Genomic DNA, 16,096 nt, shown 5'->3' on the forward strand with positions numbered 1-16,096 from the left:
AGTACTGAAAGAGCATATGATGGCCATCCACCTTTCTCACCCTTATTACGGCTGTCCCAGAATGAAAATTGCTCTTCAGGAAGAAGGAATGTACCTAAACCATAAACGTGTCTATCGATTAATGAAGAACTTAGACATTCAATCAGTGATTCGTAATAAACGGCGGTATTTCGGACAGTCGGGGCCTGTCCTTTTCCCGAGTTTCTTTGTTTCCGTTGGTTTCATCAACTCTAACTTCAATGAAATATTTTCCACGTTTGATCCTCCTTTCCAATTTACTTTTATAGAACAAGAATGCCAAATGTGTGTTCGATACGCAAATGCTAAAATTGAAAAAATAAAAAAATCGAACCTTTGACGTGTCAAGAGACATGCCCGGTTCGACCCCGCTCTCATCCCACTTCTGAAGAAGTGGGCTTTCCCGCTTGGAAAGTCTGTAAAAAAAATTAATCCCTATTTCTATTATGAAAAGGTAGGAGCAGGTAATTCATCGATTCTCATGCGAAGTAAACTATATGGTTTTTGTCGTAGGTCTTTTCCATAATGAAATCTTGCCTGCCGATGTAATTGGTTCACAATAAAATATAAATATTGATCCGGACCAATCGAAAAAGTATCCGGCCATAAAATTCTTGGATCATGTGCGATGGTTTCCATTATGCCATTCGGCAATATCTTTCGAATACTGTTGTTTTCATAGTCTCCAGCATAAATGTTTCCTTTTGTATCGGTGATCATGCCATCAGATGCCCCTTTTTCACCCCAATACTCCACATGATAAAGTAAATCCATGTCCGGTATAGTTCCGTCTCTTAGGGCTTCTGTTGAGATCGAAAACAGATGACGACTGGTTAGTGGACAAAAAAATAAAATCTTTCCGTCGGGAGAAATCGCTATACCATCAGACGCCAATCTAAATGGAGAAGTTGAGCCATCTTTATTTCGATTCATCAAAATTTTGCCTTCTACTTTCGGTAAAAGATAGGGATCGGGTGAAGTTGAATTTGCTCCATTTAACCGTCTAAACGCGTCTCCATTATCCAAATCTACGACGATAATAGCTCCGGGCCCTTTGGAAGAAGAATCAGTTATATATGCATAACCGGCTTTTCCAACACGAAAATCAAATCGGACATCATTCAGATAAGTTGTTGGCAGGACAATATCTTCTGTAAAAGTATATACTCTTCTTATTGTATTGGTTTTTAAATCAACAGCGACTAATTTTGCCCCCCCTTTAATAGGTTCAGAAAAGTTTGGTGCCGCTGTATCTAATACCCAAAGCGTTCCCCGGCCATCAGCAACTACACTTTGGACACTGATGAAAGACATTGTAATATTCCCGAGGTTAACCATATTGGTTTCTAAACTAGGGTATGGCTGCAATTTATCCTCAACAATTTCCGCCACCGTAAATTTAACGTTGTCTCCCCATTTCGGAAAGCAAATAAAAATACGACCGGTTTCTGAAACACTAACACCTGTAGGCATAGCTCCATAAAAGGCATAAACCAGTTCCAACTTACCGAAATATTTTTCAAAAGGTAATATAGGTTGCATGATATCCTCCTTAACAAATTCGAACGGGATATCATCTATGTATGGTTAAAATCTTTTCTGGTGCCTGATTCTTAATAAGTTTTTCTGTCTAAATGTAGTTTTAATTGATTGTTTTCGCAATTTTATTGTTTTAAATTCAAATTAAATTCAACTATTTCAGTTGAAATGGCTATTATCTATCGCAGCAGTAAATGATCATGAGATCGCATCCATACCAAGTTGATTATCGTAATTGTTAGCACCAAAATGCGCACTTTTTGCCATAATTAAACCTCCAGGCACTTGAGTATCTTTAAAATCTGTGACGAGTTTCTTCTATTTTGGTTTTTATCATTTTCCTCACCCACTGAACATTTGTTCTGTACCTAATTACACCATTTTAGCAATAGAGCGTTCAAGGAAAAAGAATGACTGAAAGAGCAACGATTCATCCCCCACTTAGCAAGCTTGAAGTGGGGGTGTTCTCGCCGAAGATGATAAAAGCCCTGTCTTTTGTTTGGTAGAAGAAGCGGGCAAAGCAGGAGGATGGTTCGCTATTTAAACAAGGTTCTGGCTTGTTTGTGCAACAGCTAGATCAATTTTTGCCTGTTCTTCCAGGTTGTAAGGGTGGTAATATCCCTTTTCCATCATATATTTGCTGATCTGTTCATGGATTGAAATGGCAGCCATCAGCTGTTCACGCAGGGCTGAACGCAATTCAGGTGTTGCGGCTTCCGTAAGCGCAAATGCTGTATTTTTCACACCGGATTTAACAGAAATCAAAAAGTCAGTTGCAATGACCTGATCCGTCATTCCGCTCATTCCCGCAACGTTTTTAAATAATTCATTCATTGTATAATGCCCCCTCCCGGTAAAAATGTTTTTAGCTGCTGAAGGTGCTGCTGGCCCGCTTGTGCGTCTGCTTCAAGCAGGGTTTTTAATTCCGGATCCTGTGCAAGTTTGCTCATCGTCGCTGATTTTGTCGTACAGAGGCTTTTAAAAACGACTAATTCATGCAGTTCCAGAGACTCGTGCTGACCTAAATGATTCCTCACATTTATCACCTCTTCAGTTATTCATACACGCTTCTTATTTTGGCTTTTCATCTGTTCCTTATTCAAACATGCACGAATTGAATGAACCCTCTGAATAAATGAAGAAAATAAAAGGAAAAATGAATGTTGTGACTAACTAAGGGGGTGATAAATATGGACCAAAAAGGACTTGCATTTCATGAAACAATGGAGATCCATGAAATGATTAACTTTAAAACCGTCTGTATGCTGAAATCAAAACTCATGCAGGGGGCGTGCTTTGACAGCGATTTAAAAGCAATGATGGAAAAAGATGCACAGCAGTCGATTCACCAAATGAATGAATTATTAGAGCTTTACAAGGGAGCCAGAGCATTTTAATTTTTGGAGGTGGAAAGTGTGAACGATTATTTAGATCCGATTAATTCAGTAGGGATGCCTGAGCTTGCTGATTCCGGTATTGCATTAGAGTTTTTGCTTTCTGTGAAAAATGGAGTAAGAAACTGCGCGGCTGCGATAACAGAAGCCGCTACCCCAGAAGTCCGCTCTGTCCTTATCAAACATCTGGAGCAAGGCATTGATCTTCATGGTGAAGTAACGGAGCTAATGCTGCATAAAGGCTGGCTCCATCCATATAACGTGGACAAACAGGTTCAAATGGATATCAAATCTGCTGAAACAGCCGTAGATATCGCCCGGCTGCCGCTCTTCCCGACCAATACAAATCGAAAAGGGTTATTTCCAACCCCGCCAAAATAAATATGACCATCGTGGAGGAGGTTTAACAAATGAAAGCTGTCACATTTCAAGGCGTAAAAGAAGTGGTTGTAAAAGAAGTAAAAGCGCCTACTATTCAAAAACCGGATGATATTATCGTCAAGCCTACATTAACGGCAATCTGCGGTTCTGATTTGCATTTGATTCACGGCATGATCCCGAATCTTCAAGAGGATTATATTATCGGACATGAACCGATGGGAGTCGTAGAGGAAGTCGGTCCAGCTGTCACAAAGGTGAAAAAAGGGGACCGTGTGATTATTCCGTTTAATATCAGCTGCGGAGAGTGCTGGTTCTGTAAGCATGAGCTTGAAAGCCAATGCGATAATTCCAACGACAATGGCGAAATGGGTGCTTATTTTGGATATACCGGCACGACGGGAGGATATCCCGGCGGACAGGCAGAATATATGCGCGTTCCATATGGGAATTTTACACCGTTTAAAATTCCTGAAGACAGCGAAGTCGAGGATGAGAAGCTTGTCCTGCTTGCGGACGCCGCTTCAACCGCACACTGGAGTGTTGACAATGCCGGTGTAAAAGAAGGCGACACCGTAATTATTCTCGGCTGTGGACCGGTGGGATTGCTTGCCCAAAAATTTGCCTGGCTAAAAGGAGCAAAACGCGTAATTGCGGTTGATTATGTCGGTTACCGCCTTGAACATGCGAAGAGAACAAACAAAGTGGAAATTGTAAACTTTGAAGATGAACAAAATATTGGAAATCACTTGAAAGAAATGACAAGCGGCGGAGCAGATGTGGTTATTGATTGCGTTGGAATGAGCGGGAAAATGACGCCAATCGAGTTTCTCGCAACAGGCATGAAGCTTCACGGCGGTGCTCTGGGCGGTCTTATTATTGCCAGCCAGGCTGTTCGAAAAGGCGGCACCGTGCAAGTAACCGGCGTATACGGCGCAGCGTACAATGGTTTTCCAATGGGGGATTTCTTCCAGCGGAATATTAATATACGAACAGGCCAGGCACCCGTTATCCACCGCATGCCTCATTTGTATAAGCTGATTGCGGAAGGCAAAGTAGATCCGAGTGATGTGGTTACCCACATTCTGCCGCTTGATCAAGCAAAAAAAGGTTATGAATTGTTTGATACAAAAACAGATGACTGCATAAAAGTTGTATTGAAACCATAAAAACAAAAAAGAAGCGCCCTCGCCATGATAAGCTGAACCCCGGTAGTTTAAGGTTTCTGTCTATTGTCCAACAATAATTGAATAAGTAGAAAAAGGCTCATAATTACCTCGTTGTTGACACTCCCACGGCTAAAGCCGCAAGCCGTAGGAGTGTCAAACAGGTTAAATATACAATTCATGAAATTCCAGCTGTTTCAGCAAGATACTCGATTAAGTGCAGTGCTCTCACAGACTGAGAAAGATTTTCACGTTCAATACCCAGCTTCATCTGCAGCAGGCATCCTGGATTGGTCGTAATTACAACCGATGCTCCGGTCGCTTTTGTGTCTTTCATCTTTTCATCGAGAATTTCCATAGATGCATCATAGTTAACGATGTTATAAACTCCTGCTGAACCGCAGCACATGTCTGCCCGCTCCATTTCTATCAATTGAATGCTTGAAATACTTTTTAAAAGCTCTACAGGCTGTTTTGTCACTTTCTGCACATTTGTCATGTGGCAGGAACGTTGATACGTTACCCGCTCCTCCCGATTTAATCGCAGATTCGGCAAACCGCCGCACGAAATCAGTACCTCGCTGATATCTTTAGATTTTTCAGAGAATGCCGAAGCTCTAGCTGCCCATTCCTGATCACTTGCAAGCAAATGACCATATTCATACAGCATAGCACCACATCCTCCTGCATTATTCACAACAAAATCAACGTTCTCTTCTTCAAACGCTGCGATATTTTGCTTAGCCAGACGCTTGGCTTCCTCCATTTCCCCAGAATGTGCATGCAGCGCCCCGCAGCATGTTTGTTTTTGTATAACGACAACATCACAGCCCGCTTCAGCCAGCAGCTCAATCGATAACCGGTTAATATGCTGAAACATGGCATCCATAATACATCCAGTAAAAAAGGCGACCGTGTATTTCTTTTCTCCTTTTGCTTTTATTCTGTTAGACGTTTTTTTGCGCTCTTTCGGTGAAACGGCCTGTGGCATGACCGCTTCGAATGCCCCTAAATGATAGGGCAACTTGTTTGTCATACCAGATTTATGGGCTGCTTTTCGTACTCCGCTTTTTTCATAAAGCCAAACGGCATTACCCGTTAATGTCATAGCCTGCCTGCTTGGAAATACTTTTTTAAACATGGCCTTTCTCAGCAGCCGGACAGGAACAGAAAATGTCTTGCGTTTCACAATCGCTGCCCGCGCTGCTTCTAAAAGAGACCCATATTGAACTCCGGTTGGACATGCTGTTTCACAGGCGCGGCAGCCAAGGCACATATTCATTGGCTCTTCCAGAACCGATAAATCTGTTATTTTTCCTTCCCCGACCATTTTGATCAGGTTAATTCGGCCGCGCGGAGAATGTGTTTCTTTCCCCATTGTCATATAAGTCGGACAAACCGGCAGACAATAGCCGCATTGTACGCAGGCATTTGTTTTTTTATACTGTAATTCTTCTTTTAGTTGTTCGAGCGTTTGCTTCATCTTAACTCAACTCCAATTTCTGCCCCGGTTCAGGGAATATTTTTCCAGGGTTCATGATGTTGTTTGGGTCCCACACTTTTTTAATACGCTTCATCATATCCAGACCGGCTGCACCCAGCTCCATTTCCATGAATGGGGCTTTCATTAAGCCAATACCGTGTTCCCCCGAAAGTGTTCCGCCGAGTTCCACTGCTGTTGTAAAGATCTCAGCAACCGCCTGCTCAACACGGCGCATTTCTTCCTTGTCGTTTTTGTCGCAAATAATGTTAGGGTGTAAATTTCCATCCCCTGCATGACCAAATACAACAAGGTGTATGTTGTACTTATCACGAATTTCTTGAAGCCTTTGGCACATTTGCGGAATTTTGCTTCTTGGCACCGTGGCATCTTCTGAAATTTTAGTTGGTTTTATACGGACGATAGCTGGCGACACCAGCTTACGGGCTCTCCAGATTTCTGCTTCTTCAGCTTTGTTTTGTGGAATACGAATTTCCTCAGCACCAACCGAATGGCATAGTTCATTTATCTTTTTTACTTCGTCTTCCAAAGCCAGAGGATGCCCATCCAATTCAATTAAGATAATGGCTTCTGCCTCTGTTGGCAGGCCTAACGGTTCGTAATTTTCAACCGCCGTAATAGAAGACTGATCCATCAGCTCCATTTTTGAAGGCAAAATCCCTGCCGATAAGATTTTTGAAATGGCACTTCCTGCATCAACAAGGCTGTTGAACACCGCCATAACCGTGGCAGAAGCGATGGGTTTTGGAATAAGCCGAAGTATCGCTTTTGTAATAATACCCAGCGTTCCCTCTGATCCGACAATCAGTTTTGTTAAATCATAGCCGGTTACGTTTTTTACTGTTTTTCCACCTGTTTTAATAATCTCCCCTTCCGGCGTGATCACTTCCAACCCAATCACATAATCTTTGGTTACTCCGTACTTTAATCCTCTGGGCCCGCCTGAATTTTCAGCCAGATTGCCGCCAATGGTAGATACATGAGAACTGCTTGGATCCGGCGGATACATAAGCCCTCTTTGTTCTGCGGCTTGATGGATAGCGGATGTCAGTACACCCGGAGAAACAACGGCAACCAAATCTTCTTCATAAATTTCAAGCACATCGTTCATAACAGATAAATCAAACACAAGTCCCCCTTTTACCGGAAGAGGCCCGCCGCTTAAAGAAGTTGACTGGCCGCGGGGATAAACCGGAATCTGCTCGCGGTTTGCCAGTTTCACAAGAGCAGCCAGTTCTTCCACACTTTTGGTCTGAATGACTGCATCCGGCAAAAACGTGCCGAAAGAGCCGTCAAATGAATAACTAAAGCGATCACTTTCATCTATTAGGACTCTTCCTTCTTTCACGATGTTTTGAATTTCTTCAATGTGTTTCGGTTTAACCGCTTTCATTTCCCGTCTCCCCTTTTGTCTATACTGTATAGTCTCTCAATAATAAGCTTAATTTCTTTTCCGCATTTTTAAGATGAATCACGCATTGAATCTTGGCCAGTTCCGGTTCTTCTGCTTCAATGGCCAGCAAAATATTATAATGCTCTTTATAAACAGCCTCACGTCTTTGTTTAAGTTCTGCATTTGGCCGAAGAGTAATGTCTAAAGATCTTTTATATAAAGAAGACAAGTTTTCCAACGTTTGAATCATAATGGGATTGTGTGTCGCCAAAATAACAGAACGATGAAAATCGATATCTGCATCGATTGCACTCATACCTTTTTGAAGCGACTCATCTTCCATTCTTTTTAATATTTCTTTCATTCGTTCAAGCTGTTCTGGTGTACGTCTGAGTGCTGCTAAGTAGGCTCCTTCAGGCTCCAAGATTTTTCTCATTTCAAAGAGATGCTTAATACTTTCGACATCATCACTTTCTATTCGTACGCGCTGCAGCAATGTTGAATTGGTTGCCTCTTCTACATAAGTCCCCCCGCCCTGCCGTGAAGAGATCATACCTGCAGCCCGGAGCATACTCAATGCTTCGCGTATAGGCACTCTGCTAACACCAAACTGGGCAGACAACTCCATCTCAGTGGGCAGCTTTGATCCGGGGGGAAATGTTCCGGATTCAATCTGGTTCAATAATTCACGAGAGATGACTTGCGAGATCTTTTCCTTTTTTGACATGTTTCGTTCCTTCCTCTCTCTTCATTGCAACAAGAAGTATTGCTTTATTTATAACAAATTTGTATAACAAATTTCAAGTAATTTGTTATACATTTATATTTTAATTTTTCTAAAAGTTGATTTACAAAGCTTTTTATAGACTCTATAATAAATAAAAATGGTAAACAAAACAATATAATCCATTAAATTTGTATAACAAATTTTCGAAGTTCCATAAATTAGTCATGCAAATTTGTTGTTCATAATGTTATTCTTCTTTGAACTGTATGACCATTGGACTTTGAAAAATTTCTACCTTTCTTTGTAAACCCTTACATAATAGGTAGAATCCGTTATAGATAAATGAGATTGTTTTTGTTTTGTGTACTTATTTTAAGCAGGAATCCACGGTCTTTTCATTATGAACATTAGGGGGAATCAGAGTGAAAGATTATTCAAAAGATGTAGAAAAACGAACCATCAAAAAAGTAACTATGCGCCTCATCCCATTCCTTTTTATTCTGTACATCATATCTTATCTGGACAGAGCGAACATTGGATATGCGGCCTTGGACATGAATGCGGATCTTGGCATCACAAGTGAAGTATTTGGATTTATTTCTGGTATTTTCTTTATTGGTTATTTCTTATTTGAAGTGCCAAGCAACATCTTACTGCAGCGTTATGGTTCAAGAGTGTGGATTGCACGGATTTTGATTACCTGGGGGATCGTCTCTGTCGCTACGGCCTTTGCTCAAGAAGCTTCTCACCTTTATATTATCCGCTTCCTGCTTGGTGTCGCTGAAGCCGGCTTTTTCCCTGGAATTATTCTTTATTTAAACTTCTGGTTTAGAAAAAAAGAACTCGCCCGTACCATCGCTATGTTTATGACAGCTATTCCCGTATCTTATATTATCGGCGGGCCATTATCGACATGGATTATGGATAACATTGAGTGGCTTGGTGTTTCAGGCTGGCGCTGGATGTTTATTTTAGAAGGCTCTCCAGCAGTCATTCTAGGAATTGTTACATATTTTTATTTAACAAATAAACCTGAAGAAGCGAAATGGCTTTCTAAAGAAGAAAAAACCTGGCTGATTGAAGAACTTCGTAAGGATAAAGAAGAGCATGAAGGAAAGAAAGAAGTGCAAGAAAAAGATCATAAAAAAGCGCTTACTGATAAAAAAGTGTGGCATTTGGCGATCATTTATTTTGTTTATATTTCAGGAAGCCTTGGTGTTGGCTATTGGATGCCTCAAATTATAAAAGAACTCTCCAGCTTTTTAAGCAATACTCAAATCGGTCTTATATCCACGATTCCTTTTATTGTGGCTACAATTGCGATGAACTACTGGGCAGTACGCTCTGATCGAACTGGCGAAAGAAAAATGCATTCGGCTATTCCACTGGTCATTGGAGCTCTTGCTCTAATTGGAGCTGGATTAACAAGCAATCCATTTCTTTCAATGTTCTTCCTTACTCTGTCTCTTGCTGGAATGTATTGCTTTAAAGGGCCATTTTTCGCACTTCCGTCCATGTTATTAACTCCATCCACAACAGTTGTAGGTATTGCCGTCATTAACTCCATTGGAAATCTGGGCGGTTTTCTTGGACCTTATGCAGTAGGGATGCTTAAGGACTCAACCGGCTCTACAGGTGCAGGACTTATATTCCTTAGCGCCATGCTCCTGATTGGCTTCGTATTAGTATTGTTTATTAAAAACAGTTCGGCACAAGCCAAATCAACCAGCCAGAAAATAATCAAAAAAACAGTTTAGTTTAAAAGATATTCCTATAACACATGCTTTCATAACATGATGAAAACTCGTTTCTTCGACAAGCTATTATATATGCTTACACAACTAAACATAGGAGCAGAAAAATTAAATTTTTCTATTACGCTGAATGATTAAACTATTATTTGTGAATGAAGGAAGTTGATTTTTCTGAAGCAGTGGTGTGCTGCACACTGCATTTATGCGATCCCTTTTAAATGTCTTGTAGTAAAGACAGGTTCACAAAGCACTAAAAGAAAAGCAAACAGCCCAATTCTATGGAGCGGAGAACAAGGTAATCGAGTCAATCGAGTCTTGTTCTCTCTTTTATTTATAACTTCTCTTTCTCCAATGACTTATTGGCTGGTGCAAACCAGCCGATCAAGGCAATGGCCACTAATACGCCATAAAAAACCAGCGTCCAGGCAGTGCTGTGTGGAAAGTGATGGTCTAGGACCCCAATATCCTCGTGGGCAAGCGTAATGACAGCCAGTTTGACACCGACCCAGGCTACAATGGCATAAGCCGTTGTTTCCAATGCCGGACGCTGGTCAAGAAGTTTCACAAACCAGGTTGCTGCATACTTAATCAGGATCAGGCCGGCAATCCCTCCAATCACAACAACTATAAATTGTCCTCCATCCATGCCGCCAAAATCCTCAAGCGGTGAATCTGGAAGGCCAAGAGCTAAAGCAACCGCAGCCAGAATCGAATCAATCGCAAAAGCGAGGTCCGCTAAGGCAATCTTTCCTACTGTAGGCCAGAAACCTTTCCCAGCAGCGTCCTCTTTGATCTCCTCACGAATATTTTCATTTTCTTTCCCGAAACGGGCCTTAATCACATGCTTTAAGCCTAAGTAAAGAAGATACGCTGCTCCTATCGCCTGGATCTGCCAGACATTTGCAATAAACGAAATGGCAAAAAGCGCTGCAAATCGGAAAGCAAATGCCATTATGATTCCATAATTTATCGCTCTTTTTTTCTGATCTTCGGGTAAATGCTTGGCGATAACCGCCAGCACAAGGGCGTTATCAGCCGATAGCAATCCTTCTAATCCAATTAAAATTAACAATGTCCAGGCATATTCCAGCCAGAGTGACTCCATTCATCCCTCTCCTTCCTAAAACGTAAAGTGTGTTGTAAAAATAGCAATATTAACAGTATTACCCTTCTAATCCGTAGGTAACCATTGAATACGGTGGTTTCTTAGAATGTTTCTTCTCTATACGCTAGCAAAAAAAGCCCTCCGAGCCGGGGCGTTTCAAACACAGCATAATACCCTTATGTTGAATCGGTTTCGATTTTAATGGATGTTTTCTTATTATTAGAAAAACTGTTGTGATAGAAAAAGCCCTTTAGGAATTTGCTTATAACTGAAAAGGAACATTCATCATTTTTGTTTTTATCCCTTTTGGTTTAATTTTATCAAGTTACATACTTCAGATTGAACTAATGGATAATAACAAGAAAAGAAAATAAATGGAGTGAAATAAGTTGCCGGATTTTTTAAATAATATACCGTCATTGCCATATCCCTTAAAGATATTACTTTTGTTATTTTATGGTATTTTTCTTCTTCGCACTGCAGGAAAGAAGTCACTTTCAGAAATGACTGTTGCAGAATCTGTAATGAGGATTGCAGTCGGCACGATCATTATTGGACCTTTAGCGTTAAAGACGGAGTGGGAAGCCATTTACGGAGGTACGTTGTTTATTATAGGGATTGTCTTATTAATGAAAATGCAAATATGGTTCCCAAAATTAAGAGAACTGTTCATAGGAGTACCATCTGTATTAATTAAAGATGGAAAGATGAAATTAGATGAATTAAAAAAAGCGCGATTAACAACTGATGAACTGGAAGTCGCACTTCGCCAGCAAAAAATCGGAAGCATTGAAGACGTAGAACTGGCTATATTAGAATCTAACGGACATTTATCGACTGTTCTAAAGCCGGGTAAGGCTCCTGCAACCAAAGAAGATATCCAAAAAATATTGGACCTATTAGCTGAAAACGGGATTCGTTCTTCTTCAACAAAGGAATCTTCCCCCACTACACCACCCTTGTTTAAAGAGGCTTATGATGAATCGAAGAATTTGGATTTTAAGCCTGAAGAGTCCTGAATTAAAAAGAAATTCCAAGGAATCCATAAATACCTTGGACTATTACCAAATGCAACATAATATCATTTATGTTATATTCGTAAATGAAGTCTTACCGTCTTTAAATCAACAGTAACGTTTAACAAAACCTTTTCCTAAAAAAATGCCCTCTTTGATTTTGTTACCAGCGTGAGAAGAGCAGAAACGATCCATACTGTTAAGGCAAGGCAAATCAAAAACCCATTAGGGAGTGATTGATCATGTCACGCAGCAACCGACTATTGGCTTCAGGTGCCCAGCAGGCTATTGACCAGATAAAGTAAGAAATTGCTTCTAAATTTGGTGTTCAGCTAGGTGCGGATACAACAGCGCGTGAAAACGGTTCTGTCGGCGGTGAAATCACGAAGCGTCTTGTAGAAATGACGAAACAGCAATTGTCTAGCTTTTCAAACATGTAAATGTGGCCATGTAGACAAAAAGAAGCGAAAAAGACACACGTTTGCGTGTGTCAAATGCCAGTATAAACTTCACGCTGATGCGAATGCGGCCATTAATATTTCGAAAGCCACCAGCGGCCTTTCAAAAAAGAAAAACAAACAAGCAGCTTAACCTAGTCCTGTGGTAACAGCAGGACCGCCTGTAAGGTACATGTATGCCGAAGGCATACAAAACGAAGCAGGACGGGCTAATGACACCGCCCTTAACTGAAGGGGAGTTCTAAACAGAAATGGACTGGGAACGCGTTCGCACTTCAGAATCCCACCCGTCTCACCGCAAGGTGAAGGGCTTGCAGCTTTAGCCGTGGGAGTGTCAACTAAGAATAACGTAAATAATATTAACGTCATAAACCCTATACTAAACATATAGAAGGTGGTTTCTACCTCCCCTATATTTTCTCTTAATGTTCCTCCTATTGCTCCTTCAATACTTAAAGAAGCACCTGCTATAAGGGCTAAAAAATAAAATAATAGTTTTATGAATATCTCCTTTTACATAATATGCATCCGCCTGCATATATTTAATGACAAATTTTCTTTCTATATAATGCTAAAAATACTTTTTACGTGGCAGCAGGGTCAAGTGCGTTAATACAAAGTTTTTGATGCAACTTAGGAAGGTTTGGGAGTTAAATATTTAGTATTTAAATACTCTCCTCACCGTGAATCCAGCCTGGGATATAGTGAAGCCATTTGAACTTCCACATTCCCGCATCACGGCGCAGCCGACTTTCATAACGGGCACCAAAGATAGGAACATCTAAAGTTTCTCTTGTTGGAATGAATGGTACAACACGATAGATGTCCATCGTTGCAGTATCTCCTGTAACGTTCATACGGAAATTTGTCGCTGCGTGCTGCATGTAGGGTTGTCCGTTACGCAACATTTTCAACAAACTCACAATCTCCCGTCGTCCGTCCATAGGTCCAAATGGAGACATATCTGCTTTTGCGTCCTCAGTAAAGGCAGTTGTCAGCAAGCTAAAGTCAGCTTGGTCTAATGCCCAGGCATAGCGAATGTACGCTTCGGCCACCTGTTCTTCATCCGTACCCCGCTCATCAGGTTTGGGAAAAACTTGCCAAGGTGCGTCCAGCTCGCTTAGGATCATCGGAGCTACTACTTTCCCACGCCAGCCGCCTGTGCCGTCAGGCAGCTTCCAATCCGTTACATAGTTGCTGTTGCCGCGCTGCCAATCCATTTCGAACCGAAGATATGAAATTTTCCAGCCCTCATTGGTACGTATATACGTGTTCGCAAAATGGCCACCGAATGAAAAGCTGTCAAGTTCTCCGTCTTGGAGGTCATCGGCCAGAATACCTGTCATGTATGCACTTTGTGAGGCTTGGCCGCCACTTACTGCTACATACGAATTCGTTACTTTATAGCGTATAACATCTAGTTCAGGACCACTGTAAGCCAGCCCTTTGATAATGGCATCTACTCCCCTAAGTTCTCCTAAATGGCTGAACTTCGCTACTGCATCGGGCGTAAAATGGTTTTTAATCGACGATAGATTGTTTGCCTCAAGTGCCGAGGAAAAATCTAAAAAGATTTTTTGAATCTCAGCTCGGTTTGGCTCCGCAGGCTTTATGTTATGATTTGCATTCATTTCCTACACACTCCTAATTTTTGTGATGTAAGGAGATACCTATAAGTAAGCCTTCAAGCGAACCACCAATAATCGCTGTTTTTAAAGACTTCATTAATGGCTCTCCTTTCCTAAAAACAAAAACATAAAACGATACTTTCCATTAGTGGATATCTAGCTTTGTAAATGACATTTATAATTAATACCGATTATGAGCTGGCAGCCCCGCATTTTGAGCATTCTATTAATTTATCTATCTAGACATCTCCGGTATGTGTAATTGTTTATGCATAAATAAAAGACCTTTGGCAAGTTCATTTATACGCTCTATTATTTCTGAATCCACGATTTCATTTTGATTATTAAAATGATCTGGATGCAGATACACATGATGCGGTTCTACATATGCTCTGAAATAACTTGCAATCGGCTTTAATTGGTGCTCAATAACAAGGTAATGCTGATACGTTCCTCCTGTCGCTATGAAGCCCATTACCTTTCCAGCGAAAGTGGCAGGAGGAAATAAATCAAATAAGTTTTTTAATGCACCCGCAAGAGAGGCTTGAAAGATGGGAGTTCCAATAATATAAAAATCAGCATTTAAAATTTTATCTATCACCTTTTTTGTATCTCCTGCATACTCACTCACCTTGCGTCCATCACTAAACTGTACGTCATAGTTCTTTAAGTCAAGCATCTCAGCTTCTACTTGGGGATCAAGCTTCTTAACTTCTTTGAGTACTTCCTTTACAACAACTGCAGTTTTTGTACCGATTATTGAACCTGATATTCCTAAAAGTTTCATGTCTGTCACGTGCCTTTCATTTCACTAATTCTCCTGAACATTTAACTATTTTTAGAGTTGTTTGCACTTTCCAAAATATATCAGTACTCAATAGGAAATCGAGTTCCTCAGCTTTCAAAATGTTTAGCTGAATTAGGTGTGTATTTAATAGCTTCATTCTGTGCTTCTCTTTTTAAGGAACGAGGGAGCCAATACAGAAAGTCGGATAGCCACTCAGCCAACGGTGGATCTCATCCTCCCTTTAAAAAAACACGCTTAATTATCAGATGTATGTGTCGGAAAATGAGATAAGATCTCCTCACCGATTTCCTGGATCATCTCTTCTACTGGCCGCGTCGCGAAATACGGCACAAATGCCAAATGATTAACCCCTACTTCTTGGAATTTGTATAATAATTCAAGCAGATGATGACGCCCTAAACGGTAACCTAATGGAATGCTTGTCGGCAGTTCATCTGGATTTTCCGATAAATCGATATACAAAGTTTGCGTAAACGGTTTAAATATTCCCGGGTTTTTCACGTCTGCTAGTGCACGGTAATGTTGAATCAATGAAGCTTGCTCTTTAATACTGCGCGGGTATTGAATCCAGCCGTCCCCATGCTCAGCAATCCACTCCATGGATTGCTGGCTAAACCCTGTCACCATAGTTGGAATGGCACTAACAGGGTTTGGAATTAATTTCATATTTCTGCCATCTATACTGCCTAGGCTAGAATCAACCGTTGGGCGATCTTCCTTAAGTAATCGCTCAAGGAAATTAAAGCTCTGTTTAAATATGTCTCCCCTTTTCTCCCTCTCTATTCCTAAAGCAGTAAAATCTTTTTGCCGGTCTCCTGAAGCGACTCCCATTATAAGTCGATTAGGAAACAGCCGGTCGACAGACGTTGCTTCTTTTACAACCCGAACAGGGTGACGCAAGGGAAGAACCACACTAGATGTCCCTAATGCAATATGATTTGTACGTGCAGCAAGGTAGGTTAAATAAATCCACAAATCATATAGCTGCCCGTGATCGTTAGAGTTTAAGTCCTGCATGGTTACATCCCGCAGCCAAATTGCCGAGAATCCCAAATCTTCTATTTTTCGAGCGAGCTCGACTGTATTTTCCATCCTTGGAAGCTCATTTGTCATCGGTTCAAATGGTGTTAAAAATCCAAGAGTCATTTTACCTTTTTGATACATTCGATTAAATGCCCCGTGCCGTTTAAGGCTCATATAATCCCTCCTAT

17 protein-coding genes and 2 pseudogenes are annotated in these 16,096 nt (G+C 41.0%); 8 read left to right on the forward strand and 11 right to left on the reverse strand.

Translation table 11 applies throughout. The features are described from left to right. Nucleotides 1-4 precede the first annotated feature (4 nt). Complete coding sequence (locus RRU94_RS25745; RefSeq protein ID WP_410493054.1) at nt 5-358, forward strand: IS3 family transposase; 354 nt, start codon at nt 5-7, stop codon at nt 356-358. Between the two features lie 104 nt (nt 359-462). On the opposite strand, the gene RRU94_RS18715 is transcribed toward RRU94_RS25745, so the two are convergent. The 3 genes from RRU94_RS18715 to RRU94_RS18725 form a co-directional block, all read right to left on the reverse strand. Continuing rightward, entirely contained in the window at nt 463-1,560 is a 1,098-nt protein-coding gene (locus RRU94_RS18715; RefSeq protein ID WP_315692357.1) for an L-dopachrome tautomerase-related protein, read from the reverse strand. A 537-nt stretch (nt 1,561-2,097) separates the two neighbouring features. Beyond that, nucleotides 2,098-2,391 carry a spore coat protein gene (locus RRU94_RS18720; RefSeq protein ID WP_315692358.1) on the reverse strand — a complete coding sequence of 98 codons (294 nt, stop codon included), beginning with the start codon at nt 2,389-2,391 and terminating at the stop codon, nt 2,098-2,100. Further along, nucleotides 2,388-2,594, reverse strand: a complete 207-nt coding sequence (locus RRU94_RS18725) for a hypothetical protein (RefSeq protein WP_315692359.1) — start codon at nt 2,592-2,594, stop codon at nt 2,388-2,390. Before RRU94_RS18725 ends, RRU94_RS18720 begins: the two co-directional genes overlap by 4 nt. A gap of 153 nt (nt 2,595-2,747) precedes the next feature. On the opposite strand from RRU94_RS18725, the gene RRU94_RS18730 reads away from it, so the two are divergent. From RRU94_RS18730 to RRU94_RS18740, 3 genes are read left to right on the forward strand one after another with little or no spacing between them, the layout of a single operon-like run. After that, entirely contained in the window at nt 2,748-2,954 is a 207-nt protein-coding gene (locus RRU94_RS18730) for a spore coat protein (protein WP_315692360.1), read from the forward strand. Between the two features lie 18 nt (nt 2,955-2,972). Next, nucleotides 2,973-3,332 carry a spore coat protein gene (locus RRU94_RS18735; RefSeq protein ID WP_315692362.1) on the forward strand — a complete coding sequence of 120 codons (360 nt, stop codon included), beginning with the start codon at nt 2,973-2,975 and terminating at the stop codon, nt 3,330-3,332. 29 nt (nt 3,333-3,361) lie between these two features. Beyond that, nucleotides 3,362-4,498, forward strand: a complete 1,137-nt coding sequence (locus tag RRU94_RS18740) for an alcohol dehydrogenase catalytic domain-containing protein (RefSeq protein WP_315692363.1) — start codon at nt 3,362-3,364, stop codon at nt 4,496-4,498. 175 nt (nt 4,499-4,673) lie between these two features. Here RRU94_RS18740 and RRU94_RS18745 read toward each other — a convergent pair whose 3' ends face one another. The 3 genes from RRU94_RS18745 to RRU94_RS18755 are packed head-to-tail and all read right to left on the reverse strand — an operon-like array spanning nt 4,674 to nt 8,116. Continuing rightward, on the reverse strand, nt 4,674-5,978 hold the full coding sequence (locus RRU94_RS18745) for a (Fe-S)-binding protein (protein ID WP_315692364.1): 1,305 nt from the start codon (nt 5,976-5,978) through the stop codon (nt 4,674-4,676). A 1-nt stretch (nt 5,979) separates the two neighbouring features. Beyond that, entirely contained in the window at nt 5,980-7,389 is a 1,410-nt protein-coding gene (locus tag RRU94_RS18750) for an FAD-binding oxidoreductase (RefSeq protein WP_315692365.1), read from the reverse strand. Nucleotides 7,390-7,408: 19 nt separating this feature from the next. After that, nucleotides 7,409-8,116 carry a FadR/GntR family transcriptional regulator gene (locus RRU94_RS18755; RefSeq protein ID WP_315692366.1) on the reverse strand — a complete coding sequence of 236 codons (708 nt, stop codon included), beginning with the start codon at nt 8,114-8,116 and terminating at the stop codon, nt 7,409-7,411. Nucleotides 8,117-8,538: 422 nt separating this feature from the next. Between RRU94_RS18755 and RRU94_RS18760 the strand changes: the two genes are divergently transcribed. Next, entirely contained in the window at nt 8,539-9,873 is a 1,335-nt protein-coding gene (locus RRU94_RS18760; protein WP_315692367.1) for an MFS transporter, read from the forward strand. Nucleotides 9,874-10,201: 328 nt separating this feature from the next. Here the strand turns inward: RRU94_RS18760 and RRU94_RS18765 are convergent, their stop codons facing one another. Further along, nucleotides 10,202-10,975, reverse strand: a complete 774-nt coding sequence (locus RRU94_RS18765; RefSeq protein WP_315692368.1) for a TerC family protein — start codon at nt 10,973-10,975, stop codon at nt 10,202-10,204. 389 nt (nt 10,976-11,364) lie between these two features. On the opposite strand from RRU94_RS18765, the gene RRU94_RS18770 reads away from it, so the two are divergent. The 3 genes and pseudogenes from RRU94_RS18770 to RRU94_RS18780 all read left to right on the forward strand — a co-directional run. Next, on the forward strand, nt 11,365-11,994 hold the full coding sequence (locus RRU94_RS18770) for a DUF421 domain-containing protein (protein WP_315692370.1): 630 nt from the start codon (nt 11,365-11,367) through the stop codon (nt 11,992-11,994). Between the two features lie 239 nt (nt 11,995-12,233). After that, nucleotides 12,234-12,431, forward strand: a pseudogene (locus RRU94_RS18775) (small, acid-soluble spore protein, alpha/beta type). 46 nt (nt 12,432-12,477) lie between these two features. Further along, nucleotides 12,478-12,582 (forward strand): annotated as a pseudogene (locus tag RRU94_RS18780) (hypothetical protein); the annotation flags it as partial. Here the strand turns inward: RRU94_RS18780 and RRU94_RS18785 are convergent. The 4 genes from RRU94_RS18785 to RRU94_RS18800 form a co-directional block, all read right to left on the reverse strand. After that, nucleotides 12,579-12,956 (reverse strand): DMT family transporter, encoded by a 378-nt coding sequence (locus tag RRU94_RS18785; protein WP_315696042.1) that lies wholly within the window; start codon nt 12,954-12,956, stop codon nt 12,579-12,581. The pseudogene RRU94_RS18780 and the gene RRU94_RS18785 sit on opposite strands and share 4 nt — an antisense overlap. Nucleotides 12,957-13,114: 158 nt before the next feature. Beyond that, nucleotides 13,115-14,080 (reverse strand): nuclear transport factor 2 family protein, encoded by a 966-nt coding sequence (locus RRU94_RS18790; RefSeq protein WP_315692371.1) that lies wholly within the window; start codon nt 14,078-14,080, stop codon nt 13,115-13,117. A 232-nt stretch (nt 14,081-14,312) separates the two neighbouring features. After that, the gene (locus RRU94_RS18795; protein ID WP_315692372.1) at nt 14,313-14,864 is read right to left on the reverse strand and encodes an NADPH-dependent FMN reductase; all 552 of its coding nucleotides are present in this window, start codon (nt 14,862-14,864) and stop codon (nt 14,313-14,315) included. A 255-nt stretch (nt 14,865-15,119) separates the two neighbouring features. Next, nucleotides 15,120-16,082, reverse strand: coding sequence for a TIGR03571 family LLM class oxidoreductase (locus RRU94_RS18800; RefSeq protein WP_315692373.1), 963 nt, complete (start codon nt 16,080-16,082; stop codon nt 15,120-15,122). Between the last annotated feature and the right edge of the window lie 14 nt (nt 16,083-16,096).

The organism is Domibacillus sp. DTU_2020_1001157_1_SI_ALB_TIR_016, assembly GCF_032341995.1.
Lineage (GTDB): Bacteria > Bacillota > Bacilli > Bacillales > Domibacillaceae > Domibacillus > Domibacillus indicus_A.

Bases quoted from the DNA above. Each gene is read 5' to 3' on its own strand.
- RRU94_RS18715 (WP_315692357.1), bottom strand. From the start codon at position 1,560: ATGCAACCTATATTACCTTTTGAAAAATATTTCGGTAAGTTGGAACTG.
- RRU94_RS18720 (WP_315692358.1), bottom strand. From the start codon at position 2,391: ATGAATGAATTATTTAAAAACGTTGCGGGAATGAGCGGAATGACGGAT.
- RRU94_RS18730 (WP_315692360.1), top strand. From the start codon at position 2,748: ATGGACCAAAAAGGACTTGCATTTCATGAAACAATGGAGATCCATGAA.
- RRU94_RS18740 (WP_315692363.1), top strand. From the start codon at position 3,362: ATGAAAGCTGTCACATTTCAAGGCGTAAAAGAAGTGGTTGTAAAAGAA.
- RRU94_RS18745 (WP_315692364.1), bottom strand. From the start codon at position 5,978: ATGAAGCAAACGCTCGAACAACTAAAAGAAGAATTACAGTATAAAAAA.
- RRU94_RS18750 (WP_315692365.1), bottom strand. From the start codon at position 7,389: ATGAAAGCGGTTAAACCGAAACACATTGAAGAAATTCAAAACATCGTG.
- RRU94_RS18755 (WP_315692366.1), bottom strand. From the start codon at position 8,116: ATGTCAAAAAAGGAAAAGATCTCGCAAGTCATCTCTCGTGAATTATTG.
- RRU94_RS18765 (WP_315692368.1), bottom strand. From the start codon at position 10,975: ATGGAGTCACTCTGGCTGGAATATGCCTGGACATTGTTAATTTTAATT.
- RRU94_RS18790 (WP_315692371.1), bottom strand. From the start codon at position 14,080: ATGAATGCAAATCATAACATAAAGCCTGCGGAGCCAAACCGAGCTGAG.
- RRU94_RS18795 (WP_315692372.1), bottom strand. From the start codon at position 14,864: ATGAAACTTTTAGGAATATCAGGTTCAATAATCGGTACAAAAACTGCA.
- RRU94_RS18800 (WP_315692373.1), bottom strand. From the start codon at position 16,082: ATGAGCCTTAAACGGCACGGGGCATTTAATCGAATGTATCAAAAAGGT.